Below are 25,220 nucleotides of genomic sequence, written 5' to 3'. Positions count from 1 at the left end.
TGGTCTTTACTACTCGCTATCAATGGATTGATTCACTTATTTGTTGACCGCCGTAGGCTCGAAAAGGTTTGGCAAAGGATTGGGGGTACTTGCATTGGAGTTGATCTCATTTTGCCCGTAGAAGAACCTTTCAGGCAAACGGTTGCCTGTGGAAGGCGTGAGTTTGATACCAATTCCTTCTTTACGCGTTCTTCTGATATCATTGAAACCGATCAGCCTAACAAAGAAAGTGACATACCGTTCTTCCAAAACCTCTTCCAAAAGTGCCCGCGTTTTGTCAAGACTGGCCGGATTCGCAATCCCGCCGGCAGTGAAATCTGCCTCTGCATAAGCGTCATATTTAAGGCTGTACCTCGACCGGTACGTAGCGTCAATGTATCCGCCCGAGCTCATAAACTCGCGGAAATTATTCAGGTGCGTTAATGCCAGAGTAAAGTCAGGCTTTCTGGCCGCAGCCTCTGCCAGGGTCAGCAGGTTTTCTTCGTAGGTAACCATCGGCGAAGATGCATTCATTGCAATAGCCCCATTCAATGAATCGCCGCGGCCTACGGAAAGGTAATTGGGCTCTATTTCGCCGGTAATGCCTTTAGTACCCAGATTGACATAGTAAAAATTAAACCGCGCCGTCTCATCCGTTTTCGCGTTACCCCGGTATGTCTTTGCAGCTGGATCAAGAATGGTTGTCAGATAGGCATTTCTGGCGCTCACATCGCCCGCGCGTTCTTCCACATTATGCAGATAATAGCGGTTGCGCGTTCCTGCAGTTGCCGTGTGCGGACTCAGCAAAGAACCGGCCGGACTTACAATGCCTTTTAATGCTTCACTATAAGCCTTATCGTACTCCCTTGTTTCCATATAAAGCCTCGCTTTCAATGAATGCGCTACTGCAATCCATTTGGCAGCATCGCCATTAAAGAAAATGTCGGCCTTGTTTGTCACCGCACCTTTTCCCGATTCCAGCGCCACAATTCCTTCATCGAGCAGCTTTTGAACACCCGCATACACACTCGCCTGCGGATCGAAAACAGGATTGGGAAATTGCTGCGGATTACCAAACTGAGAGAATGGAATATCGCCATAAAGCGCTGCTCCCGAACCCATTACATAAGCCTGAACCACTCTTGCAATGCCGATACCGCGCTGATTATCCGCCTCCCTGTATTTGCCGATTGCTTTTTCGAGCTGAATGTAGGTTTGATTATAAATGTAAGTCCAGGCATCTTCGGTTTCCACCGCCGTGTACTGGTAGTTCTGATAATTCAGGTACTGCCTTTGAATCCCTGTCATGTAACCCGACCACATATTGGAAATGATCGCGATCCGTGACCCATTGAAGTTAATGGACGCCACCTGCGCACCTGTGAGCATCATATCCGCCGGCGCATCGGTTACATTATTCGGGTCCACATTCATGTCCTTTACAAAATTGGAACACGAGGTTGTAAAAACAAAAACGGTCGTTATAGCAAAATGAAACAGTCTTTTCATGAGGTAACTAATTAATAGTTAATGAGTAAAGAAAACAGGTAGGATCTCGTGCCGGGGTTATCAAAGTAATCCAGACCTCTTCCCAGAGAAACCTGCGTATGATTGGAATCAGGATCTATCCCGCGCACGCCAGTCCACAGAAAAAGGTTGCGGCCCGACAGTCTGAACTCGACAGACCGCAGCTTGGTCGCCTTTCTGAAAGCTTCGGATTGCAAAGTATAACCCAGCGAAAGCTCCCGCAGCCTGGTCCAGCTTCCGTCGACGACGAACTGTTCTTTCAAGCCGCTGAAACCGCCGCCCAAAGTCGTGTAATACGATTCGTCCAGCAGCACTTCCCCTGCTCCCAGGTCGGATATGTTGCCCCTTACCGTAGTCCCGGCTGGGATCAATGTGCCTTTGAAATTTTTCAGGTCTTTGTTCAGAGTCACCTCTTTTCCTACGTCTTCATGCGTTCCGTGCGAGTACATGACGCCTCGGGTTCCTTCGAAAAAGTCGCCGCCCTGGAAAGTTTCAAACAACAATCCGAGTGAGAAAGACTTGTAGGAAAGATTGGCTCCAAACCCGCCTCGCCAGTCGGGGTTCGGATCGCCGATCTTGGCATTGGCTGCATTGACAGTAGGAAAACCGTTTGCATCAAAAATCTTGTTACCCTGGTCGTCGCGGGCATAATGTCCGCCCATTAATACGCCCACCGGCTGACCTTCCAGCGCATTGATCGTCATATAACCGCTGATACCACCCACCTGCACGGCCGTCGCTCCGGCAAGATCATTTACCAGACTGCGGTTTCTGTTGAGGTTAAAATTGAGCGAAAGTGTCAGGTCTTTCTTTCTGAAAACATCATAGTTCAGATCAAAATCCACGCCCTTGTTCTGCATCGTTCCGGCATTCTGATATGCGCTTGAAAAACCAGTTGAATTAGGTGTTGGCACAGACAGCAGCAGGTCGGTTGTTTTGTTTTGATAGTAGGTAATCTCGGTTCTCAGCCTGTTCCCTAAAAACCTCAGATCCGCACCCGCTTCGTATTCCGTTTTCCTTTCGGGCCGCAGTTGGTCATTTCCAAAATTGGCGCTTTGCAGGTAAGATCCGTTTCCGTAAAGTGAGTTACCGGGTACGAACAAAGTCCTCGTCCGGTAAGGCGCAGGCTGCACACCCACCACCCCGTAAGATGCTCTCAGCTTTCCGAAATTCAGCCAATTGGCCTTTTGGAACAGTTTCAACTTCGAAAATTGCCAGGCAACATCGCCGGAAGGATAGTAAAAAGTATTGTCAGAAGCTTCTCCGAAAGTTGACGCGGCTTCACCGGCGAAAGAAAAATTAAAGAACAAAGCATCGTAAACCGACAAGCCAAGTACCGAATAGGCCCGGGCGCTGCGGATATAGGTTTTGCTGTTATTGGGATTCTTGTTGACCGTCAGTGCATTTGAAAAATTCCAGGGCCCGTCGGCAATCAAAAAATCGGACATTTCTCCGCCCAGCTCAGCATATTTCCGATCGTTTAAATTAAAACCCGCGATCAGGTTTGCCGAGAAATTGCGGTTGAACTGGTGACTATACCTTCCGATCAGATCGTAATTGAGCTGATTTTCAAGGATATTCACTTCACCATACCGTCCATTCAAATTCACCGCATCTGCCTGCGCGGAATTGACAGGAAAATACGTTTGGCGAACGTCCGAAGAGTTATCAATACCAAACCGGTTGATGATATCCAATCCTTTTATTGGCGTAATGGTCAGCTCTGCGCTACCGATAAACCGGTTCACAGAATTTGGGTTTTTCTGCTCGATCATCGTCCACAACGGGTTGTTATACACCGGGTTGGAGCTGTTTCCCAGATAATTCCGGTACGAGCGCTGCCTGTTTACAACCGGCGCTGCATTGGGGCCGCTGTAATAGTTGCCTTTGTAATCGGTGATGTCAAAATCGGGCGTCATCCGGTAATAACCCAGCAGCATACCGGCCGTATTGTTAGACCGCTGAACGCGCTCGGACCGGATCATCGCATAAGATGCGTGCGTGGAAAGTTTGATGATCTCGCTGAGCTTGCTTTCGATATTCAGCCTGATGGTGCTCCTCCTGTAATCACTGTTTTGTCTGAAAACGCCCTTTTGATACACGTCGCTCAGGCTGAACAGGTAGTTGGAGTTAGTCCCGCCACCACTCAAACTGAGGCTGTTATCGACCGCATATCCGTTTCTGAAAATCGAATTAAACTGATCATCGGCAAAAACATCGCGCGAATTCTTCTTGATAATGGGATAGTATCGTTTTCCAGTCTGGTAACCTTCAAAAAACTCACCCGCAGTATTCACCTCATCGGGACCGCCTGCCCTGGCTTCGATCTTGTCGCCCCAGGCATTTCCCGAAGCAGGATTGAATTTCCCCTGGTCGCCCTGGCCAAATGCAGTTTGCCTCTGGTGGTAGCGGTTGATTTCATCCATTGAATAGCTGGATTTGAATGAAATGCGCATTTTGTCATTGAATGAGCCATTTTTGGTAGTAATCACGATCACACCGTTAGCAGCCCGCGATCCCCATAGTGCGGCAGCCGAAGCGCCTTTCAATACCTGAATGGAAGCGATATCGTCGGGATTAATGTCATTGACGCGCGATTGCTGCACGACGCCACGAATGTTGGTGCCGCCATGAACCGAGCTGTTAATAGGCACACCGTCAACAATATACAGCGGCTGCGACGAACCCGACAAGGTACTCGCACCCCTGATCTGCACAAAGGAGCCGCCGCCCGGGTCGCTGCCGGAAGACCTGCCGATGAAGACGCCGGAGGCCTTTCCAGCCATTTTATTCAGCAGACTCGTTTCGCCGGAAGCCGCGATGCTCTTATCGGTAATTTTCGAGCTTGTAGATCCAAGCTTATCAGCAGATTCTTTAAATCCGAGCGCAGTAACCACTACCGCGTCCAGCATTTTAACATCCGATTCCAAAACAATGTTAAAAGTAGTCTGGTCTCCGACGAGGATTTCCTTGTTGACGTAGCCAACGTAAGAGAGAATTAGCGTCGCATTTTCGTCGGGAACGCTAATTTCGAAGGCGCCGTCCGTGTTGGTAAGTGTACCGCGTTGCGAGCCTTTCAGCATCACGCTTACGCCCGGAAGCACCTCGCCTCGATCATCTTTGACAGTTCCCCGGATATTTCTATCCTGACGGGCATCGCTTTCCGGCAGGTTGGTCTGCTCGTCGCTTTCACGTCTGGATTGATTGACAGCCTTTTGCAGGATAATCTGCTTTCCCTGCAACTTGTACCGGATCCCGGCTTTAAGCAGCATCTCGTCGAGCACGCTGGACAATGCTTGCTGGTGCGCACGCACGGTCACCTTCTGATCGGGTGAAATCAGGTTTGAGGTATAGGTAAAATGCACATCGGCCAGCTTCTGTATCTGGTTCAGAACGCTGCGTAATCCTTCATTTTCTGCGTGAATGGATATTTTCTGGTTCAATGCATTCTGGGCATCGGCCGGTCGGGCGAGGCTCACTCCTGCGAACAGAAAAACCAACAAAAGCTGATGTATTGATATTTTCATAATTGTACGTGCCAGCCAAAGCGCTTGTCTTTGTTTTTTCATAAATTTGATCGTTTTGTCATAGACTTGATTAGGGTTGAAGGCAAAAGAATCCCGTTCATCTTCCTGGAAGATTGGCATACGTACGAGGGTACAATGTTGACGGGAGCAGGCTGGTGGTGGCTCAAACACCATCAGCCTTTTTTCTGGAAAAGGTTTAGGTCATAGGCAGGTTTTTTAGATGTATGCTGTCCCTCAACGGCATCCCTCTCCCAGAATCACAATCCCGCCATTCTCAGGCTCATAATGTGCTTCTATGGCTTCGCAAATGCTGTTTATTCTTTCGGTGAGTGTTTCTCCGCGGAACGAGGTAATGATCCGGCAGCTGGCAAAAGTGTGTTTGTCGAATGCAATTTCAATTCCATACAGATTTTCCAGTTCTTTAAATACCTCAGCCACAGGCGTATCGACAAAAACCTGCTCGCGCAAATCGGTATCCTGCGTAATGATTTCCAGGTTTTTGAGTTGGGATTTTTCCAATAGCAGGTCATTTCTGTCAAATACGGCCTGCTGATGCATGGTAAGCATGATACCGGGCGCGGGCTTACTCGCTGCACTGGCCGGAAGTTCAAATTCGCTTGACTTGTGGACAGATACCTTCCCGCTTTTCACGCTGACCTTAACAAGATCGTCTTTCGGAAATGCAGTGACCCGGAAACGCGTTCCCCATACCTGAGTGATGGTTTCGCCCGCATACACCAGGAATGGCTTGGCACCGTGGGATACCTCAAAAAAAGCATCGCCACTCAGCGTAACCTTCCGACTTTCGCCGGCGAATGTTCCCGGAAATTGCAGCGTACTTCCCGGAAAGAGGGTAACAATGCTACTGTCACTGAGAATGAGCGTCTGATTATGGTGTGTATCATTTTTCCGGGCAACAAGTGCATTCGACACCTGAGTAGCTTGTTCTGGAACAGTTTGGCTGACTTGTGGTTTTAACGAATCCTGAAGATTCCATAAAAGAAAACCCAAGGAAGCAACGAAAACCGCCGCCACCCGCCACCAGTAATGAAAAAGGAAAGGCTTTTGGGTAGGAGGTACCGAGTCGATTTCGTCCAGCCTGCCGATGATCTGTCCGACCCTATTCGCCACTTCCTCCGTTGGAAGCCGGGCATTATAACGTTGGTCGAGAGTAAAGACAATGATGCGCGCCTTTTGGTAGCGGTCGCGATGGTCGGGACGGGCTGCGGTCCACGCTTGCCAGAATGCGGTTGATTCCCTGTCGGGATGGAGCATGGAAGTCCGGAAATAATCATCCCGGGCTAAATCTTCAATGGTGTAATCGTTGTAATTGTGCATGGGTGCAGCAGCCTGTGAACTGCTTTAATGGACATTTTTAAGTGACCCAATGCGTCCGTACGATCAGAGTCAACCTATAGTCCCATTTGCTGCATTACATACCCACAACGATTCAATTATTTTTTGAAATAATTACACTAACAAATAAAGACCTGGTTTACAAGATATTATCTATTAAAAAAATATAAGAAAACAGGAATAAACAGAGCGACTACCCAACTATCCTTGATTTTTTTGAGTGTACGGTGAAGCAGATTGGCCACGCTCTGTCGCGTCAATCCCATGATCCGGGCGATTTCGTCGAATTCAAGATTTTGGTAGAAACGCAGATAAACGATTTCCTGCTGACGCTTGGGGAGCGTATCCAAAACCGCATTCAAATGCCTGATCTGAGCTGTTTCTTCTTCTTTTAAAACAATGTAAGATTCTATTGAAACATCCGATTCTACAGCAAAAGGCACGTCCAGCGGCTCCTTGAAGCGTTTCAGCCGAATGCTTTCCTTGAAGATTTTATTGCGCAGCGCCCGGAGCAAGTAAGTTTTTACAAAATCAGTTTTTGACAGGAAAGAGCGGCGCTCCCAAAGTTCGAGAAACAACTCCTGAATGCAGTCGGAAATGAAATCCTCATCACTGTTCAGCCTGAGTCCGTAGTTGTATAATAATTGGTAGTAATGGAGTGCGAGTTGTCCAAAGGCCTGCTTGTCGCCAGCCCGGAACCTGTCCCACAATACCTCGTGCGAAACCTGATAAGATATGTTCGTAGTATCGTTCAAAGGTTTCTGAATAAGGTTTGTTTTACGCCGTCACATTTCCCACCATTTCCAGCTTGGTCTTCACCAGTTCCGTGATTTTGCAGGTCGCCCTTGGAAACACTTTCCGAAGGTCAATATCCTCATTGTAAGCCAGTTCAAATTTGAGCGACTCCATGAAAATGTTCTTAATCTCGGTCGCAAGGTTCACTTTACAGATTCCATTTGAAATCGCCTGCTGCACCTGCGAGTGGGGTACGCCTGAGCTGCCGTGCAACACCAGTGTGGCAGCGGTTTTGTCAGCGATTTTGCGGAGCAGATCGATATCCAGCTTAGGTTCTTCTTTATAAAATCCGTGGGCTGTGCCAATGGCTACCGCAAGTGCATCCACGCCTGTTTCCCCTACAAAAGCAGCGGCTTCGTCTGGCTGGGTAAAGCCTGTGGTATGATGCGACTGGCCTAGTTTGGCCACGTAACCCAGTTCTGCTTCCACGTGTGCGCCGTAGCTCTTGGCGCGTTCCACAACCTCGCGGGTCAGCTTTACATTCTCTTCAAAAGGCAGCTCGCTCCCGTCGATCATTACCGAATCAAAACCCGCGTCCAGGCAGCGTTGTACCAAATCCAGCGACCCGCCATGATCCAAATGGATCCAGCCTTCCACGCCAAATTCTTCCAGTCCGTTTCGCCCGAGGTTCACCGCCGTTTTCAGGCCCATGTAGTCAATGGAGCTTTGGGTAAGTTGCAGGATAACAGGCTGTTTGGTTTCGGCGGCAGCTTGCAGCACCCCGTGAAGCGTTTCCAGATCGTAGTAATTGGTAGCCAGTAAGCCTTTTTTCAGCTGTGTTAATTCGCGTAGTTTTTCCTTTAATTTCATGACAGGCTTAATTCGATTCCCCAGAAGTCTTTTATGTTTTCGCTGATCTTGTTCAGGTTGCAGAATGCACCTGTGCCGCCCGCAGCAGTGGTATTGAGTGCGCCCATCAGGTTACCTTCCCGCAGGCAGTCTTCCAGAGATGCCCCGGAAATGTATTTTTGAATAAATCCTGCGTTAAAGGAATCTCCCGCGCCGATCGCATCCACAAAATGCTCCACTTCGAAAGCGGGCACTGCCACTTGCTGGTCGCCGGAAATGCCCACACTGCCGTTTCTGCCCATTTTCAAAGCCAGGGTATTCAGGTGCGGACGGATCTTTTCGATACCGCCCTCTACGGAATCCGCTTTGGTAAGCGCCAGCAATTCCGACGCATTGGGCATGAAAACATCCACATAAGGCAGGCAGCGCACATAGTCGAATGCCCATTGCTCGGTCGGGTCCCATTGCAGGTCCAGCGAGGTGGTCATGCCTGCGGTTTTTGCATTTTTGAAAATGTGCTCAATGTCATGCTGGATTCCTTTTTGCAGAAATAAACTCGACACGTGCAAATGCTGATAAAGGGAGGGTTCACTAAAAGGTATATTATGGATCGTCAGCGCATCCATCGCACCAGGATAGGTTACGTTCGCACGATCCTGCCCGAAATTCAAGATCATCGTACAGCCCGTCTTATGTTCCCGAAGCCTTGTAACATGCAGGCAGCTGACAGACTTACGTTCTAATGCATTCAAAATAAAATCACCGAAGTAATCCTCTCCCACCACGCCACAGAAAGTAGTATCTACGCCCATTGCAGCACTATTTGCCGCCATAATGGCCGCAGAACTGCCCAGGCACATGTTCATTTCATCGGCGATCATCTCCTTGCCTACCTGAGGAAATGAATGGATTTTATTCAAAATCAGGTCGACATTCAGCTCGCCCACAACCAATAATTTCGGAGTCAACATACGCGGTTCACCTTTTTATTCTGTATAAATATTCACTCCCTGCACCACTCTGCTGATAGATCCGGATGATGATGGACTATCGGGGTTAATACCCGAATGCACCGCGCTGTAATAGCCCAACAACTGTCCAACCAGCGTCACAGGGATCATTTGGTATTGGTTTTCCGTATCAATACTCCATGCTATGTTACTGCTATTTGACAAAACAAGTCCATCGCCCCCACCTACTTGCAGCGAATAAATTGACCGCGCATCACGGGAAATATCTTCGGCCAGATCCCGCTCGTAGCGCATGATGTGCGGATTTCTTGAAAACAGGTAAACGACGAGCGTACTCGCATTCACAAAAGCCCTCGGGCCATGGCGGAAAGCCAGAAATGAATCTGACATTACCACCTGCTTTCCGTCCGTGAGTTCGAGTAATTTCAAGTGACATTCTTTTGCGATACCCAGGTTTTCGCCAGAGCCCAGAAACACCACCCGCTCAAAGCAGGTCATGGCCAGGTTTTCGAGCAGTATTTGTTTATCCAGGATCGCATTTCCCTGCTCCACAATGCGTTGAATTTTCGGAAATTCCTCTTCAATCGAATCCACGCGGGCAACCAGCAGCACACTAAGCAGCATGCAGGTAAAACTGCTTGTCATCGCCAGACTCTTATCGTTCGTCCGCTCCGGCAAAACGAGGCAGAATACATTTTCAGAAGCTGCTGCATGCATATTCGCCAGCGCACCTTCACCATTGCAGGTGATAATGAAATGGTAAATTTCATCACAACAATGGTTGGCTAACCTGGCAGCTTCCACACTTTCGGGGCTATTTCCCGAACGTGCAAATGAGATCAAAAGCGTGGGAACCGCCCGAAGAAAAATGGAATCCGGCTGGATTACTATTTCAGTTGTCGGTACCGCCTGAACTGGTCTGCGCCACAACTTTTGTAACGTCCCTTGCGCGGCATCGCCGATGTAGCCCGAGGTACCGGCACCCGTAAGCAGTATTCTCAGATTTTCCTTTTGCAAAACCGGCGTCAAAAAGTTGCTGATTTCGGCATTTTGCTTTTTTATTAAATGATATACCTCTTGCCAAAGCTCCGGTTGCGATAGGATTTCCCGTTGCGTGTGTGCTTCCGCACCGCTTTCAAGCTCCGTTATTTCATTTTTCTGCATTATTCTCGCGGTCGATTAGAAGACGGTTGTTGGTGACATTTGGATAACCCTGTCACCACAATTCAAATTAAACATCATAAAACGAAAGTAAAAAATATTATTAAACCTTTCTTTTAATTTATTTATGCTTACTCATATATTGCGGATAAATATTAGTGAATTGTAGCAGGCAACTTGTCATTTCAAGACATATCTTGCAAAAATAATCACTGTCTGAACCCACTTTTATGATTTCAAAGGATGTAAAAGCCTCACCGCGGGGACTTTTGATAGATGATTTACGCAGGATCAGAAAAGTCGGCTCGCCTCTGCTTTCTCCTGTCAGCTACGACCTCGCTTATCAGGTTTCGGCCGCAGATATAGAAGAGAATGAACGTGATGATTTGATTGTACTTCTTACTACTGAAACAGCCGGGAAAACAATTTTAGGAAGAGGTACCGCGCATGCATGGTCGCCCGATGGCAGTAGACTTCTTTATGAAAATGAGTATGGAGAGCTGCATATCTATATAATAGCGAGTGCGGCAAGCCAATTTTTGGTCCAGCGCCACGAGTCTTCGTACTTCATCAATCATCTCGCAGAAAATAACTGTATCTGGTCGCCGGATGGAAAGCACATTGCCTATCTCAGCGCCGACATGCCTGGTCCGAAAGAAGAACAACACCACGGAATACGCGTTTTTGACGATCTGCTTTACAAAACTAAAGGTGGGCGCGACAGGCCAGTCTACTCCGACCGAGCCTATACGCACATTTACCTGATCGCGGCTGAAGGAGGATCGCCGACACTGCTTACCCCGGGCAATTTCAACGAGCACTCCATTACCTGGTCGCCGGACAGTCGCCACATCGCATTCATCAGCAACAGAACCGCCAGGCCTGACGATATTCAGCAAAGTGATGTTTGGAAGGTGGATATCCAAACACTGGAAATCACGAGATTAACTGAACATACGGGTCTGGCATACCAGCCGAAATGGTCGCCGGATGGTGCGCATATTGCATTTTTGGCAACTTCCGGGAGCATCGGGACGAATGACAGCCCTGCCGAGGATACGCATATTGCATTGATTTCTTCCAGTGGAGGCAGTTTTCAGTATCTGACCAAATCCCTCGACAGGCGGATCGAGCACATTCGCTGGCACCCGTCGGGGAATTATATTTACTTTACCGCAGGTGACCGCGGGGATACTTCTATTTATGGGGTGAGTGTTGAGAATAAAAAGGTCGAAATGGTCCTGGGTGGTTCGGGCTGCATTTCGGAATTTTGTCTTGATGGTTACCGAGGTGATTTTGTGTTTGTAAAATCTGACACAAATCGGCCTTCGGAGCTCTTTAAAAGCAAAAATCAAGGCGCTGTCATTGAGCAGATCACGCAGGAAAATTCTGAGTTGTTCCAAGACAAAACACTTCAAGAAGCTGAAACATTCTGGTTCGAAAGTTTCGATCATACAAATGTCCAAGGCTGGTTAATGCCCCCGGTTGATTTTGTACAAACGCAAAAATATCCACTCATTCTGCTGATCCACGGCGGGCCGCACAATATGTTCGGTCATGATTTTGACGAGCGCATGCATCTGCTTTCCGCGGCGGGTTATGCGGTGGTTTACGTCAATCCGAGAGGCAGCCACGGCTACGGACAAGCATTTTCGAACGGCACGCTCATGAACTGGGGCGGCGGTGATTATCAGGATTTAATGGCGGGTGTCGACTTTATTTTGGATAAAAATTCCTGGCTGGATCCCGAAAAATTAGGCGTAACTGGTCAGAGCTACGGCGGCTACATGACCAACTGGATCGTTTCGCAAACTTCCCGTTTCAAAGCGGCTGTAAGCGACGGCGGATTGAGCAATCTGGTAAGTTTTGCTGGCACTTCATTATATCATTCTTTAATGGAATCGGAATTCGGCGGTCGGGCGTTTGGTCGCTTTGACGAGCTTTGGAAATGGTCACCGCTGCGTAATGTGGCACAAGCGACTACGCCGACGCTTATCTTGCATGGCGAAACCGACAACGAAGTTCCTTTCTCGCAAGCAGAAGAAATGTACGTTGCGCTTAAAAAACTGGGGGTACAAACCAGACTCGTGCAGTACAAAGGCGAAGGCCACGGCTGGCGACCCGAACTAAGTCCGAGCAACAAAGCCGACCTGAATGCGAGGATGATCCAATGGTTTGACACCTATGTAAAAACAACATCTAATGAGCAGTAAAACAAACAGTTGGCTGATATATGTGATCATTCATGTTCTATTCATCGGAGTATGGGGCGCAGTCATTGAAATACCCGAAAAGAACGGTTTTCCCGCGACATTAGGGTACGTTGTCTGGGCGCTTACGATGGTGCCAGCCGCATTGGCCGCACTGAAAATCAAAGGCTGGAAACTGGATTTCAACAAACGCGCCATGCTCTGGGGCGGTGCAGCGGGGTTGCTGGGTGCTGGAGGTCAGCTCGTTCTATTTTTTGTACTGCGTATTGCACCGGCTTATTTGGTCTTTCCGTTGCTTTCATTAACTCCCGTAGTCACTATCTTGATGGCGGTTTTTCTGCTTCATGAGAAAACGGGCAAATTGGGCTGGATTGGCGTTGGGATCGCGCTCGCTTCCATTTTTATGCTTTCCTACCAGCCGGCTGGCGGCACGCAGGTCAGCGGCTACACGTGGTTGTTACTTACCGCCATTCCCCTACTGGCTTGGGGCACGCAAGGGTACATTATGAGATTTGCCAATGAGATCATGTCTGCCGAGAGCCTGTATTTTTATATGATGGCCACGTCGGTGATGCTCATTCCGTTTGCATTGTATCTCACTGATTTTAGCCAGCCGATCGAATGGAGTTTTAAGGGTCCGTACCTGTCAGCAATTATCCAATCGCTCAATGCATTTGGTGCTTTGTGTCTGGTATATGCATTCCGCTACGGAAAAGCGATCATCATTGCACCTATTACTACGGCACTTTCGCCGGTCCTTACGGTCGCATTGTCACTGGCTTTGTACCAGACCATACCGCATCCCGTCATCATTGCCGGCATTGCACTAGCGATTGTCTCGGCGATATTGATGGGTTTCGAGGAAGTTAAAAGTTAAAATGAAATTTAAAAGAAAGATTTCGAAAGAAATTATACTTCATAATACATAAAATCGATTCTATTTTTTACATTAGCGTAAATAAATATTTACCTAAACCTTTAACCTTTGACACGTATAATACAACTCTGGCTGTGTTTGATGTGCGCAGCCACCGCCTTCGCCCAGAAAACGGACAAAAACGTCGCCTTTATTGAATACCCTGATTTCCCCGAAGCGCATTCCACCTGGGGTTCGATCGGCTACAATGCAGCTTCCAACACGGTGCATATCGGCGTTACCAACCATGCAAACAACATTGGTTTGTACACGTTTGACGCCACGACCAATGCAATGAAACTCAACGGATTCATCAAGGATCTAGCGCATTTGCGGCCTTATCAGTGGCAGGGCAAAGTACATTCCAAGATCGTAGCCGCACCCGACGGTTCTATCTTTTTTTCCACCGACGGCGGTGAGTCGCGGGAGGAGTATCTCATGGAACATCCACAGGGTTATGCAGGTGGTTTTTTCATGAAATGGAATCCAAAAACCGGACTGCAAAACCTGGGAATTGGGATGCAGTATGAGAGTATCAAGGACGTCGATATCGATCCAAAAACCGGGACGATTTACGGAATAACTTATCCGCAAGCCCACTTTCTGGTCTATAATCCCGAAAAAAATCAAGTGCGCGACCTCGGTCGTCTGGCCAGCTCGCACGTGCCGCGTGTATTGTTTACCGACTGGTGGGGAAACTGCTACTATGTTGACTGGCGGCAGCGACTGGTCAAGTATGAAAAAGACAGCGATTCATTGGTTTTTGCACGTGAAAGTCTGCCTGCATTCCCTGGGACGCCCGGCTCCAAAATCATCACAGGCATAACTGCTTACGCCAAAGACGAAGCCAAAGGAATCATCTACCTGATCACGTACGGCGCAAAACTCATCGCATTTCATCCTGAAAAGAACGGAATCGGCAAAGTCGAAGACCTGGGAGGCGTGATCGAGACAGACAAAGCGAACGCCTGGGGACCTTATGTGCCTAATCTGAACATTGGTAAAAATGGAAAGCTGTATTACATCATTGGTGGTCATGGTAATTATGTATTGAAAGACAAGACCGTGCTGGTGGAATACAATCCCGCAACCCACAAAAAGACCATTTTGCGCGAATATCCGATCACAGAGATCACCGAAGCGACCGGCTGCGACATCCGGGATAAGGACGGAAATCTGTATTTCGCCGCCCGCCGCAATCCTTCGGGCCTAGGGGATTCTACCCGCCCTTTTATGATCCAGTTCAATCCTGAAAAAGAACTCCGGAAATGAGAAATCTGACTAAAAAAATACTTTTCCCAGCCTTATACCTCGCCTGCTCTGCCCCGTTGCTGGCTCAATACACATTTTTTACGCCCAAGGATGCATTTGTAATAGAAGTTTCCCTGCCTAACAGCGCCGAGAAACGTCTGCCCATGTACCGCAATGCAATTACTTCTCTTACGGTGCAGGGCGATCGGATTTTGGGTGGCACCACAGCAAAAGAAGGTTTGTCCCCCTACCTTTTTGTAGCATCGATTTCGGGCCGGAAAGTGACGGCTTTGAAAGACTTGCAGGATATTATTCCCGGACAAAAAAGCATTGCGACCGGCTTTTGCAAAGGTGCGGGTAACCATCTGTTCGCGGGAACAATGGGACAGAAAAACCAGCCAGCGGGCCATTTGTTGCAGGTAAGTATCGGAAACGAAAATGCCATTGAAGTAAAAGATTTGGGCGTTCCTGTCGCCGGAGAAGGCATTTTCACATTGCTCAGCAACAAACAAGGCACCGAGCTGTACGGGATCAGTTACCCGGGCGGGCGGTTTTTCACCTACAACATTGCGACTAAAAAGACACAGGTATTTGACCAGGTCGCACCCAAAGAAAAGCACCTGAAAGACGCGCATGATTTTGCGATCGGGCCGGAGGTTTATCTCTGCAAAGCGCTCGTTCAGGACAATGCAGGATTGGTTTACGGCAGTACGGCGGGCAACCGGGTATTTGCATTTGATCCGGCAAAAAAGAGCTTCCAATTCCTCGAAACGCCGCTGCCGGCCGTTTGGGGACGCGAGGTTCTGGGACAGGTAGAAGCCTGGGCCAAAGCGCCGGACGGAAAACTGTACGGCGGCAATGCGGGTGACGGTCAGCTGTTTGTACTAAATTCTGTTACTAAAAAGATCAAAAACCTGGGTAAACCTATGATGATGGGCCGGTTACAGGCGCTGGCTTTTGCCCGCGATGGCAAGTTGTACGGACTCGCTGGTGGCGCTCCGGGTTACTCGCATTTGTTTTCATATGATGAAAATGCTGGTTTTGTCGATCTGGGTAACCCTGAATTTAAAATGGTGGAACCGGGTATTGAACAGGGCATTTTGTGGCGTGGCTTTCAGCTGAGTACGCTGGCTGCTTCGGCGGATGGAAAATATGTGGTTATGGGCGAAGATGAGGCATTGAGCCAGTTGATGATTTTTCCCGTCGGCCAATAGCCGAACACCCACATTGTTGAACTACCTTCACTATGATCAGATTTACAAAATTCATCCTCTGTCTTCTCGCGCTGAATGCATTCAGCTTTGGAACGAAAATGTACGCGGCAGACCCTTGGCGGCTGCGGGCATTACCTTCCTCCGTCCGGCTCGATCCGGTTACAAATGAAATTATAGAGCACCGGTTTAAAGGTGTTCCTGCCAATCAAGCCGGAAAAGGAAATCTTTTGGACAAAAACTGGCTGTTCGACGGCAAACAGGTTTCGCTGCATGGCGCGCGGGGCGAATATGTATCGTTTCAACTCGTGCTTTCCAATGAATCAGACGCGGAACTGACCGGTATCAAGCTGGATATGACGCCTTTCAAAAACGGCAGCGCCGAGCTAAACGTCAAGCCTGAGCTTTTTCTGGAATGGTCTGTCAATGTGCAGAGTACGAGTACGGGTTACCCCAAATCCACCCTCGGCAAAGGCTGGTATCCGGATGCATTGATCCCATTTAAATACATCCAAACCGACTCTGCCAAAATACGCGGCCGCTGGGTGTACCCGTTCACATTGCCCGATTTCAACAACCGGATCAGCGGCCAGCGTTCACAAGTCATTTGGGTAGATCAGTTTATCCCGCTCGACGTGCAAAAGGCAAAACCCGGCACATACCAAAGTGTAATTACGGTTACCATTGGCGGGCAAAGCAAACAAATGCCGGTCAGCCTGACTATCTGGGACTTTGAACTGCCGAATGAAAACGCTTTCAAAGCCAGCCTGCAGCACGAGGGTTTTTTGAGCAGAATGGACGAAAAGCAGGAACTAGCTGTTTACCAGCTTTTTAAACGCAACCGCATTTCGTTAATGGACCCGACTTACGATCCGGAGATTGAAGTTAAAATCGGTAAAGTTGAAATTCAGTGGGACAAGTTCGACAAGCGATTGAAAAAATACCTGACCGGGCAAGCTTTCACCAAAGAACACGGTTATGCCGACGGTCCCGGCTACGGCGAGCCGCTGGAAACTTTCGCGCTCCCATTCGATGTGTACGGAAAGCATGGTACTGCCGGCTGGCCGGATATTGGCAAACCCGAAGTGGAACGCAATGCGGCCAATCAGGCGATTTACACGAGCAGCATCCGGCAGGTCCGACAGCATTTGCTACCGATGGTGAATCCTAAAAAGACGCTTTTGACGGTCTATCTGAATGGTCTGGATGAATCGTATTTCCCGGAAGCCTGGTCACGGATGGTGTTTTATGGTAACCTTTTCAAAAAAGAATATCCGGAAGCCAAGTTCCGCGTGGACGGGGCTTATACCAAACAAGCAATGGACGTGATCGGCAAATCCATCACCGATTGGGCCTCACACACAATCAATTACAATATTGATACCGTAAAGTACTACCAAAAAATGGGCATTAAAGACTGGCTTTACGGGCCGACGCTATACGAACAAAAGCTGAACAGCTGGGTAGGAAGCTCTACGTTTATCGACTTGCCGCTCGTCAATGACCGTGCGATCAGCTGGTCTTGCTGGAAATACAAAACCTACTCCTGGATCAGCTGGGGCGTGGGCGCGGGCTGGGAAAGAGGCTGGTACGATCCAGAATCGTGGAAAGACTTTTACAAAGAAGCCTCCGAAGCTGACGCGGAATTCACTTACCGGCAATTCAATGGAAACGGCTCGGTCATTTACAAGCCCGGAATGGTACCTAATGTGTCGGAACCTTGTCCGTCTATCCGCCTGAAAACGATGCGAGACGGAGTGCAGGATTACGAGTATCTGCGCCTGCTCGCAAAACTTGATGGAAATTCGAAACGTGCGGATGCGCTTGTTAATCAGCTCATTAAAGAACCATTCGGCGATAAATCCATTGGTAACCTCGATGTTTGGAGCTACGATCAGGAGCAATGGCACAAAGTACGCATGGAACTTGCGGAGGTTATTTTAAAAAGCAAAAAATAGGAATTTTATGTCGCCATTGTTCGCGAGAATATTTACGCCAATGCTGCCAATGGTGGTGGTGTCACCAGCATTGCTGATGCTGATGTTGTCACCAGCAGCCCAAGCCCAAAAAGCCAGCATTACAGAGAAAGCACAACCCTTCAAAACTTATCCTTATTCCGACCCAAACCCAATTCCCGTGATGGGCGTCGGCAAAAAAGTCTCGCCGTTTTATCCGTATTACGTTTTCGACGGCTATACCAACAAAAGCACGACGAAAAACTGGAAAGTGGTAGAGCTGGAAAATCCTTACATTAAGGTACAAGTGCTGCCCGAGGTAGGCGGAAAAGTGATGGGCGCTACCGAAAAATCGACCGGTGAGGAATTCGTGTACACCAACCACGTAATGAAATTTCGCGCGATCGGTATCCGCGGCCCTTGGACGAGCGGCGGCATTGAGCACAACTTCGGGCTAGATCTCGGCCACGCACCCTGGGCAGCCGCGCCGGTGGATTATGTGCTGCAAAACAACCCGGACGGAAGTGTTACCTGCGTGGTAGGCGGCCTCGATCTGGCTTCCCGAACGCAATGGCGCGTCAAAATCGTACTCCCGAAAGACAAGGCGTATTTCGAAACGCAAAGCCTTTGGTACAATCCCCTACCCTTGCATGACGCCTATCTTTCGTGGGAAAATGCGGCGTTCCGGGCGTCGGAGGATATGCAGTTCTTTTTCCCGGGCACGCACCATGTCGGTCACGATGGAAACGCCAGCCCCTGGCCGATTGACGAGCATGGTGTCGATTTATCTTATTACAAAAATGTGAATTCCGGTGGGGATAAGTCCTACCACGTAATGGGCACGCATACGAATTGGTTTGGCGGGTATTGGCATAACAAAAAATTTGGGTTCGGTCACTGGGCTCCGTACTCGGATGCCCCGGGTAAGAAACTATGGATCTGGTCGCGGGCGAGAGAAGGTGCAATTTGGGAGGATTTACTCACCGACAATGACGGACAATACATTGAAGCACAGTCTGGTGTGACATTCAACCAGGCGGCTGAACGGAGCGGATTTCACAGTCCGTTTAATCAAAAGTCGTTGGGACCATTTTATTCCGAAACGAAAACGGAATACTGGTTTCCGGTAAAGGCGGCTGGTGGAATGGTGGACGCTTCGCCTTATGGCACACTCAATGTAGCGGCGCAAGGCGATAGTTTGAAGATCATTTTCAATCCGATTTCTCCAATTCAGGATACGCTGAAGGTGACTTTGGCCGGGAAAACGATTTATCAATCGCCGCTTCAACTGAAACCCATGGAGGTTTATACCAAAACAGTTTTCTTAACAGCGGCTGATCAAAAATCTGTTCGGGTGAGCATTGGTAAGGATCTGCTCGTGTATGCTTCTCAGCCTGAAAAAATTCTCGACCGTCCTGTTCTTTCCGCCGAAAAACAGGATCCTCATTCCGCAGAGCGCCTTTTTGAGTTGGGAGAAGATGAAAATGCCATGCGCAATTGGGAAGGCGCGCGGCTTCGTTACCTGGAATGTCTTAAAAAGGAAGCGACTCACTGCGGCGCATTGATCCGGCTTGCCGAATATCATTACCGGAATGGTGAATATGCAAAAGGGCTGGATTTTGCCCGAAAAGTATTGGCGGAAAATACCTATCACGGCGGCGCCAATTATCTGTACGGCGCGCTTTACCGTAAGCTTGGCGACTTGACCAAAGCAGAAGAAGCTTTGTCGGTAGCAACCTGGACGATGGAATACAAATCCGGCGCGTACACGCAGCTGGCGGGCATAGCATTGCAAAAACAGGACTTCGAAAAGGCCGAAAGTGATGCAGGAAAAGCACTCGGTTACAACCGTAATAATCTGGTAGCATACCAATTACTGGGCACTGCACTTCGAAAATTAAACAAACCTGATGAGGCGGCGCAGGTTTGGAAAGAGCTGCTGAATGTGGACCCGCTTAATCATTATGCGCATTTCGAGCAGTATTTGCTCCAAGCAAATGCAGCGAACAAAGCCATTTTCCAGCAGGCAATCCGCAACGAGCTGCCGCATGAAACCTACCTGGAACTGGCGATCGATTTTGTGAATCAGGGACAAAATCAGGAGGCAAAGCAAGTACTCGCATTGGCTCACGCCTACCCTACCGTTTCCTATTGGCTGGCCTATCTTAACCGGGATTCAGCACCGGCGGAAAGTAGAAAGCAACTGCAAAACGCCCTTGAAATGTCTCCTGAGCTGGTTTTCCCTTTTCGACTCGAAACAATTCCTGTTTTAAAGTGGGCTGTAAAACAAAGTTCATCCTGGAAAAACTGCTACTATCTGGGATTGATCTATTGGCACATTGGCGACAAAGAAAACGCCAGAATGCAATTCGCAGCCTGTAAGGACGAGCCGGATTATGCCCCATTTTACATCGCAAGAGGTATTCTTTTCCAAAACGAGGCTGGCAGCACAGCACAGGCTGATGTTGCAAAAGCCAATCAGCTCAACCCAAAGGACTGGCGTAGCTGGCATTATCTGACGGCATATTTCAATGACCAAAAGTTGCAGGATAAAGGACTTGACAATGCCCAAACAGCTTTCAAGCAGTTTGCTGACAACCCCGTTATCGGCATTGATTATGCCAAGTCGCTGCTAAATGCGGGTAGCTTTGCAGCTTGCTTAAAAGTGTTGGAGAAAATACAAGTTCTACCACAGGAAGGAGCGCGGGAAGGTCACACTCTATATGTGGTAGCGAATCTCGGAACTGCGCTCGCTTTGGCAGAAAACAAGAAATACCGCGAGGCATTAAAAGCACTTGAAAAAGCACGATTATGGCCGGAAAATCTGGGCACAGGCAAACCGCACGAACCAGATACGCGGCTGATGGATTACCTTGCAGCCTATTGTGAAGCCCAGCTCGGCAATGCGCAGAAAGCCACTCGGTATGCTGAGAATATTTCGGAATATACCCTCAACGCGAGCAAGGAAAGCAACCGGAATGCGCTCAATAATTACCTCGGTGTGCATTTGCTTGAAAGAGCAGGCAAGCAGGAAAAGGCCGCCGGGTTTCTGAACAATTGGAAAGCAGAACAGGATTCACTGCGAAATTGGGAAATTACAAGTGGCTCCGATGCGCCGGAAGTGCAATGGGTTTTGGCCACGTCGCAAAATGATCAGGCGCTTTCCGTAAAGCTGAAACAAAAGTTGATAGCGACTAAAAATTACAGCCTTACCACCCTGTTTTTCAAGATACTTGACCTGGTAGAAGCGCGTAAAAAGGAAGATTAATAGTACATCATGAAGCAGCAAAAAAAATTGACCGGTTTTTATAAAAACAAGGAACGTTGCCTGACAAGGCTGCTGGCTGCGCTGATGTTGTTCGCGGCAGCATCAAACGTTTATGCCCAGCCGTCTCGGCCGAAAGGCATCATTGAAGACGGGCAGCATTTTAGCGAAGTATTCAGGGAAAACCGACATTTCCGACTGATCCTGCCAGCCGATTACCACCGGCATCCCGAGCGGCGGTACCCTGTGATCTACTATTTTCATGGCAATGCGGGGCGGTATAATGGTCCAGCCGAGGGTGAAGTTTCCCGATCGGGTGAGGCGCGTTATTATGATGAGTTTAATGGAAATTACGAACGTACAGGCCCGGATTCGCTGGATAATTTTGTTAGCTATGTAGCTGACAATGACCTGATCATCGCCAAATGGGATGGCTATGTGCCCGCCCAATACCCGCGCCCGTACGACATTGCGCCGGTGAAGGAAGACAGGCAGTTTGCCGACTACTTTCCGGAATTTGTAAAGTACATTGACGCGCATTACCGCACCAAACCTACCCGCGAATCCCGCGCGGTTTCCGGCCTGAGTATGGGTGGATTTATGTCCATGCTCATCGCTTCTAAATACCCGCATTTGCTGTCGAGCGCCTCGTTTTTTTGTCCGTCGGCTTCCTTCACGGTTGGACCTAAAGCTTTGCAGATTTTTATGCCATTTAAAGAGATGGGGCGGAATTTTGTTGGGTTGCCTATTCGAATGCATTTGGGTAGCAAGGATTTTTTGCGGCAGCACGATCAGGAGATTGACGACGCTTACAAAACATTGGAATTGAACTACGAAAGCTGGCATTATGGCATCGGCTATTTCAGAGGGTTCCACAATGCGGTGAATATTAAAGGGCAATTTGATTTCCACATGAAGTACTTCCGGATGCCGCTGCCGAGACCTGAGAAATGGCATCACATTGATGTATATCCTAATTTTTCAGTCTGGAATTATGACATTCGTACCGACCGGAAAATGCCAGGATTTACTGTGCTTGACAATGTGCGGCAGGAAGGATTTAGTATACAAACCAAACAATGGCTACCCGACGGCCCGGCCGTTCCGAACCTTAATGTACAGATTTCAACAGATAGCAGTTACACGCCAAATACCGGATTTGAGCTGATTAACTTGGATGTACAAACCCGCAAAATTGAGCGTAAAAGAGTTATCAGCGACTCAAAAGGCCGCATTCAATATCAGGGGACGGGCCAGCACAGCAACATTGGCTTGTACCGGGCCGGCGATCCCGGTCACATTACGATGGCCTCCTACTCACTCGATAAAAGGATGCCAGGCGTGGGAGATATAGTTTTGCTGAGTCCTTTGTTATTCAACAAAGGCGGCGCTGCCGTGGACTCTGTTCGCATCGAGCTGATTGCCCAGGATGAAGAAGTAGAAGTACTGGATCCAGCAATCACGATTGGGAAGATGGCTCAGGCAGGTTTGTTTGAAAAAACTGGTTTCCGGATTCGCTCGCGACACGCAGAGCTGGACCAGGCGAAGCTTAAATTGATGGTAAGTTACAATGGTAAAAAAGACCAATTTTTACTGGAAGTGCCTTTTTATTCCCCCGAAAAAACCCTGACAAAATTCGAAATTGCTGACGGCCGGAATGTAAATCTGGAAGTAGAAAATCAGACACGTGTGGGAGAAGGTAATGGAAACGGAATCGCCAATCCGGGTGAATGGATCAGTATTTTTACGAAATCTGACCTTGATTCGCTGCATGATTTTGGTCTGCAACTTTTTACCGAAGATCCGTATGTGGATATGGATAGTCGAAAAATGCTTTTTCTTGCACGGGCAGACTGGTCGGGGGCGCAGCGGCTGACTTCGCAGGTGAAAATAAAACCTGATTGTCCGGACGGGCATGAGATCTCTTTTTATGGCATTTATGAGTATCCTAAAACAGGCAACACCCGGCGTGACAGCCACGGGGCGCATTCATTTATCCATGAAACGAAGCGGGTCTCGTTCAAAGTGAAAGTCAAAAAATAGTGGAAATGGAAAATGGATTGGCCGATTCGAGCCGGATATCGGTCTACGTCAGCGACACAAATAATGTGTTGAGCAGGCTTTTGCAGGTGTTTGGGAAGAGCCGGTTTGAGGTTACTTACATGCAGGTTTTTGACACAGAAGATGAAAACCTGAAACTGATTGTACTGGAAGCTTCTTTCCCAAAAGAAATGCTGAATCTGATCCTCGAACGCATTGAAAAGATAGTCGAGGTGCACCGCGCTTTCCCGCAGCAGGACGAAGCCCAGAATCTCGCGGCTGTGCGAAACGCTTAGTTCTGATTTTTACAAAAGCATTTCCCCGGATGTTGCTACCTTTACGGCCTGGCGTGAGCGCCCGGGGCCCACGTTCAAAAGACTTTAATTTAATAAGAATAATAGCATAAAAGGTTTGATATCATGAAAAAGACCGCGCAGCGTCGTTCGCTGATATTGCAAAAACTCGATGAGTTGGGCGAAGTGAATGTGAATGATTTGAGTGAGATGCTGGAAGTGAGTGAGGTGACGATCCGCAACGATCTGGACAAGCTCGAAAACAGCAATCTGCTCGTGAGGGCTCACGGTGGCGCTTTTAAAACCAATAACATTGCCCTGACTGTCACTGAAAAGCGGAAGATCAACCATGATATCAAGCGGCTGATCGGGAAAAAGGCAGTATCGCTTATCAACGAAGACGACAGCATTATCCTCGATTCGGGCACGACAACTTTTGAAATATCGAACAACCTCGAAAAATTCAAAAACCTGACCGTGATCAGTAACGCGCTGGACATTGTCAATAACCTCGCGCAATACGAAAATCTGCAGGTGTACATGCCTGGCGGATACCTCAAAGAATTCTCCATGTCATTGGTGGGGCCCATGGCGGAGCGGAATTTCAAACAGCTTTACTGCAACAAACTTTTCCTGGGAATCGACGGAATGAAGGCCAATGCAGGCTTTTTCACGCACTACATGGAGGAAGCGCATCTGAACCAAATTATGATCGATATCGCCGAAGAAGTGATCGTAGTTACCGACTCGTCAAAGTTCAAAAAATCCGGTCTGGCGTTTATTTGTGGTTTTGACAAGATTAATAAAGTGGTGACCGATGACAAGATTGAGGAGGCTGATCTGAAGATGCTGAAACAGCATAATATTGAGGTGATTATTGCAGAGGGATAGGATTGTAACCAATTCGCGAAAAGGTTCGAAATGCATTTGTAAACCATAAAATTTACCTAACAATGTACAGCGAGCATAACTTAGAAATTAGCTCGCATCCGCATTCAATTCGTAAATATTCTTTTTGGTCAATAAATAGAGCGCCATAACGAAAAACGTCCAGATAGTTACAAGCTTTGGTGAGCCCAAAACCCAATATTCAGCGAGAATTCTTTTCTCAACCAATGTGTTCATTATTCCTAAAACAACCAGAACATCAATTAGAATTGGTATCAGGAGAAACAAAACGAACCACGCAATTTTTCTTCTGTTTTCGATTAATTTGAAAGCCTTCCACAAGGGATAAATTGAAAGCAGCAATACCAACGAAAAGTCAAATGCCCAGGATAGTGATTTGTTGTTCAGAATGCTATTTAGGCCCCAAACTTCATCTCCGCTTCCCAACGCGGTACCCAGAATACGGGCGAATGGTAAGTTGGCGAAAATGAGCGAAAACCCCATTGCTTTCTGCTGAGCTGGTTTGTCTGGATTTATCAAAAATGCACCAAGCCAAATGACAAGGAATGTGAATAATGGTCCGGCGAAAGTTGCGAGTACAATAATTGGTTTTTGATCAGCACAGCCCTCGCAGACACCCCAAACATTAAAATCCCTTCGTCCCCAGCAGCCGCAAACCAAGCGACCGACGCCGGTATGGGCTATTTCGTGCGCCTCATGCAACACAAAAACCAATGCTAAAAAAGTAACTGCAAACCGCGGGGTTATTCTCAACTTCATTGTTGTAATACAAAAAATGGCATAATATGATGGAAAAAATAATCAAATGTCGGGGATTAACAAACGACTCTACTGCCAACTGACGGATTTTCCAAATTCGGAATGGTATGACGAGAAAGTCCGAAATTTCAGGCAGGATCTGAGCAGGCAGTATGAGATCAGAACGAACCAGCATTGGCTTAGCAGCTATTGCGCTCTCAGCGGATCTGTTGCAGATGGTGAATTCCAGTTCCTATGCGAACTTGACCGAAGGGGAATTTGAAAGCAAGTGGCTGGCCGGATAACCCTAACGATTTTGACCCATAT

18 protein-coding genes are annotated in these 25,220 nt (G+C 48.2%); 10 read left to right on the top strand and 8 right to left on the bottom strand.

All coding sequences use genetic code 11. The annotated features are described in order from the left end of the window. Nucleotides 1–36 precede the first annotated feature (36 nt). The 7 genes from FBF61_RS28945 to FBF61_RS28915 all read right to left on the bottom strand — a co-directional run bounded on the left by FBF61_RS28945 (nucleotide 37) and on the right by FBF61_RS28915 (nucleotide 10,108). Nucleotides 37–1,488, bottom strand: coding sequence for a SusD/RagB family nutrient-binding outer membrane lipoprotein (locus FBF61_RS28945; protein WP_138484089.1), 1,452 nt, complete (start codon nucleotides 1,486–1,488; stop codon nucleotides 37–39). A gap of 11 nt (nucleotides 1,489–1,499) precedes the next feature. Next, a complete protein-coding gene (locus FBF61_RS28940; protein ID WP_229215275.1) occupies nucleotides 1,500–5,075 on the bottom strand; it encodes a SusC/RagA family TonB-linked outer membrane protein in 3,576 nt (1,191 codons plus the stop codon). 192 nt (nucleotides 5,076–5,267) lie between these two features. After that, entirely contained in the window at nucleotides 5,268–6,371 is a 1,104-nt protein-coding gene (locus FBF61_RS28935; protein WP_138484086.1) for a FecR family protein, read from the bottom strand. 167 nt (nucleotides 6,372–6,538) lie between these two features. After that, complete coding sequence (locus FBF61_RS28930) at nucleotides 6,539–7,144, bottom strand: RNA polymerase sigma factor (protein ID WP_138484084.1); 606 nt, start codon at nucleotides 7,142–7,144, stop codon at nucleotides 6,539–6,541. Between the two features lie 22 nt (nucleotides 7,145–7,166). After that, the gene (locus tag FBF61_RS28925) at nucleotides 7,167–7,994 is read right to left on the bottom strand and encodes a class II fructose-bisphosphate aldolase (RefSeq protein ID WP_138484082.1); all 828 of its coding nucleotides are present in this window, start codon (nucleotides 7,992–7,994) and stop codon (nucleotides 7,167–7,169) included. Continuing rightward, nucleotides 7,991–8,944 (bottom strand): carbohydrate kinase family protein, encoded by a 954-nt coding sequence (locus tag FBF61_RS28920; RefSeq protein ID WP_138484080.1) that lies wholly within the window; start codon nucleotides 8,942–8,944, stop codon nucleotides 7,991–7,993. Before FBF61_RS28920 ends, FBF61_RS28925 begins: the two co-directional genes overlap by 4 nt. A gap of 15 nt (nucleotides 8,945–8,959) precedes the next feature. After that, nucleotides 8,960–10,108: an SIS domain-containing protein gene (locus tag FBF61_RS28915; protein ID WP_138484078.1), complete on the bottom strand. Its 1,149-nt coding sequence runs from the start codon at nucleotides 10,106–10,108 to the stop codon at nucleotides 8,960–8,962. A gap of 227 nt (nucleotides 10,109–10,335) precedes the next feature. Between FBF61_RS28915 and FBF61_RS28910 the strand changes: the two genes are divergently transcribed. From FBF61_RS28910 to agaR, 9 genes are all read left to right on the top strand, one after another. Further along, nucleotides 10,336–12,318, top strand: a complete 1,983-nt coding sequence (locus FBF61_RS28910; protein WP_138484076.1) for a S9 family peptidase — start codon at nucleotides 10,336–10,338, stop codon at nucleotides 12,316–12,318. Continuing rightward, nucleotides 12,308–13,192: an EamA family transporter gene (locus tag FBF61_RS28905; protein ID WP_138484074.1), complete on the top strand. Its 885-nt coding sequence runs from the start codon at nucleotides 12,308–12,310 to the stop codon at nucleotides 13,190–13,192. Before FBF61_RS28910 ends, FBF61_RS28905 begins: the two co-directional genes overlap by 11 nt. A gap of 108 nt (nucleotides 13,193–13,300) precedes the next feature. Continuing rightward, nucleotides 13,301–14,503, top strand: coding sequence for a hypothetical protein (locus FBF61_RS28900; RefSeq protein WP_138484072.1), 1,203 nt, complete (start codon nucleotides 13,301–13,303; stop codon nucleotides 14,501–14,503). Continuing rightward, the gene (locus tag FBF61_RS28895) at nucleotides 14,500–15,696 is read left to right on the top strand and encodes a Kelch repeat-containing protein (RefSeq protein ID WP_138484070.1); all 1,197 of its coding nucleotides are present in this window, start codon (nucleotides 14,500–14,502) and stop codon (nucleotides 15,694–15,696) included. The genes FBF61_RS28900 and FBF61_RS28895 overlap by 4 nt, the downstream gene beginning before the upstream one ends. A gap of 32 nt (nucleotides 15,697–15,728) precedes the next feature. Then, nucleotides 15,729–17,651, top strand: a complete 1,923-nt coding sequence (locus FBF61_RS28890) for a glycoside hydrolase domain-containing protein (RefSeq protein WP_138484068.1) — start codon at nucleotides 15,729–15,731, stop codon at nucleotides 17,649–17,651. A 7-nt stretch (nucleotides 17,652–17,658) separates the two neighbouring features. Next, complete coding sequence (locus FBF61_RS28885) at nucleotides 17,659–20,916, top strand: DUF5107 domain-containing protein (RefSeq protein ID WP_138484066.1); 3,258 nt, start codon at nucleotides 17,659–17,661, stop codon at nucleotides 20,914–20,916. Between the two features lie 9 nt (nucleotides 20,917–20,925). Beyond that, nucleotides 20,926–22,956 carry an alpha/beta hydrolase gene (locus tag FBF61_RS28880; RefSeq protein WP_138484064.1) on the top strand — a complete coding sequence of 677 codons (2,031 nt, stop codon included), beginning with the start codon at nucleotides 20,926–20,928 and terminating at the stop codon, nucleotides 22,954–22,956. 5 nt (nucleotides 22,957–22,961) lie between these two features. Next, nucleotides 22,962–23,249: an ACT domain-containing protein gene (locus FBF61_RS28875; protein WP_138484062.1), complete on the top strand. Its 288-nt coding sequence runs from the start codon at nucleotides 22,962–22,964 to the stop codon at nucleotides 23,247–23,249. Between the two features lie 123 nt (nucleotides 23,250–23,372). Continuing rightward, nucleotides 23,373–24,137, top strand: coding sequence for a transcriptional repressor AgaR (agaR, locus tag FBF61_RS28870; protein ID WP_138484060.1), 765 nt, complete (start codon nucleotides 23,373–23,375; stop codon nucleotides 24,135–24,137). An 87-nt stretch (nucleotides 24,138–24,224) separates the two neighbouring features. On the opposite strand, the gene FBF61_RS28865 is transcribed toward agaR, so the two are convergent. Then, entirely contained in the window at nucleotides 24,225–24,914 is a 690-nt protein-coding gene (locus FBF61_RS28865) for a hypothetical protein (protein ID WP_138484058.1), read from the bottom strand. Between the two features lie 152 nt (nucleotides 24,915–25,066). Here FBF61_RS28865 and FBF61_RS35315 point away from each other — a divergent pair, with 152 nt between their 5' ends. Continuing rightward, on the top strand, nucleotides 25,067–25,198 hold the full coding sequence (locus FBF61_RS35315) for a hypothetical protein (protein ID WP_262712838.1): 132 nt from the start codon (nucleotides 25,067–25,069) through the stop codon (nucleotides 25,196–25,198). Nucleotides 25,199–25,220: the final 22 nt, after the last annotated feature.

This window comes from Dyadobacter bucti, from assembly GCF_005869225.1.
Lineage (GTDB): Bacteria > Bacteroidota > Bacteroidia > Cytophagales > Spirosomataceae > Dyadobacter > Dyadobacter bucti.
This window is presented reverse-complemented; position numbering and strand designations above follow the sequence as displayed.